Raw genomic sequence first — 1,661 nt, forward strand, 5'->3', positions numbered from 1 at the left:
GTCGTACTCACGGACGTGCCCTGCCTTTCCGGCGCCCGGCCGCGGTGCCCGCCCGCCCGGAGGTGTCGGTGGCGGGAGGGCCGGGGACGGGCGCGCTGCCGTTGGGCTGTCGATCGGGGCTGTCGTTCGGGCTGCCGGGCCGTCCGTCGGGCCGGCCGGGCTGCCGAGTCTGCCGACGGCCGCTGACCGGGCGCTGACGGATGGCTGACCGGCGGCTGACCAGCACCGGGGCGGGCCCGGCGGGCGCCCCGGCCGGATCCGGTCCGGCGCCGGCGCCGCGGCCCCGCCCGCCGGGCCCCGTCTCTCTCCGTCTCTCCCCCGGTTCTTGCCTCTCCCCGGCCGCCCGCCGCGGCGGGTCAGCCGGCCGTCAGCGCTCGGTCAGCGCCCGGTCAGCGGCCCCGCACACACTCGGCTGACGCACCGTCCGTACGGCCCCGGACCGGGACATCCGGCCCGGCGCGCCGCATGGGCGCACCGCGGAGCACACCGCGGGACACACCGCCGGCCGAACCGGACACGAGGGGGAGGAACACCGCGTGGTCGTACACCGCAACAGCCGCCCGGCACGCCGGGCCGCCACCGGGAACCGCGGACCGCGCGGCGGTGCCCGGTGAACCGGGCCGCGGTGCTGACCGGGATCGGCAGCCGCCTGCCGTCCAGGGCGGTGTCCAACGACGAGCTGGCCGCCGGTCTGGACACCTCCGACGAGTGGATACGGTCGCGGACCGGGGTCGGGCGGCGGTACTTCGCCGCACCCGGCACGGCCACCTCCGACCTGGCCGTCGGGGCGGGCGCCCGGGCCCTGGTGTCCGCGGGCGACCCGGCCGTGGACGCCGTACTGGTCGCCACCACCACTCCGGACCGGCCCTGCCCGGCCACGGCCCCCCTGGTCGCCGCGCGGCTGGGACTGTCCGGGACGCCCGCGTACGACGTCTCGGCGGTCTGCACCGGATTCGTCTACGGGCTCGCCACCGCGGCCGGGCTGATCTGCGCGGGCATCGCCGGACGCGTCCTGGTGATCGGCGCCGAGACCTTCTCCAGCATCCTCGACCCGCGCGACCGGACCACCTCGGTGATCTTCGGGGACGGCGCGGGCGCGGTGGTGCTGCGGGCCGGCGACCCGGCCGAGCCGGGCGCCCTGGGACCGTTCGACCTCGGCAGCGAGGGCGAGGGCGGCGACCTGATCACGGTGCCCGCGGGCGGCTCGCGCCAGCGGCTGTCCGGCGTCGAACCGGGCCCCGGGGACCACTACTTCACCATGGCCGGCAAGAAGGTCTTCCGGCTCGCGGTGGAGCGGATGAGCCACTCGGCGCGGACGGTGCTGGACCGCGCGGGGTGGAAGACCGGGGACGTCGACCGCCTGGTCGGCCACCAGGCCAACGCCCGGATCACCCGGCACCTCGCCGACGAGCTCGGCATCCCGCCCGGACGCTGCGTCAGCAACATCGCCGAGGTGGGCAACACCGCCGCCGCGTCGATCCCCCTCGCGCTCGACCAGGCACACGCCGCCGGTGGGATCGGGCCGGGCGACCGCGTCCTGCTCACGGCGTTCGGCGGCGGTCTCACCTGGGGTTCGACGGTACTGACCTGGCCCGTGATCGCCCGTCCCGGAGACGGCCCGCACGAGACCGATCCGCACGAGAGAGCAGGAGTGCGCAGAT

At 77.2% G+C, this 1,661-nt stretch carries 1 protein-coding gene; it reads left to right on the plus strand.

From position 1 onward, the window contains the following. Positions 1-610 precede the first annotated feature (610 nt). Positions 611-1,661: beta-ketoacyl-ACP synthase III (locus tag V1L54_RS29245; protein ID WP_330121181.1), on the plus strand; the 1,051-nt coding region annotated here is incomplete at its 3' end.

This window comes from Streptomyces rubellus, assembly GCF_036323805.1.
Classification (GTDB): Bacteria; Actinomycetota; Actinomycetes; order Streptomycetales; family Streptomycetaceae; genus Streptomyces.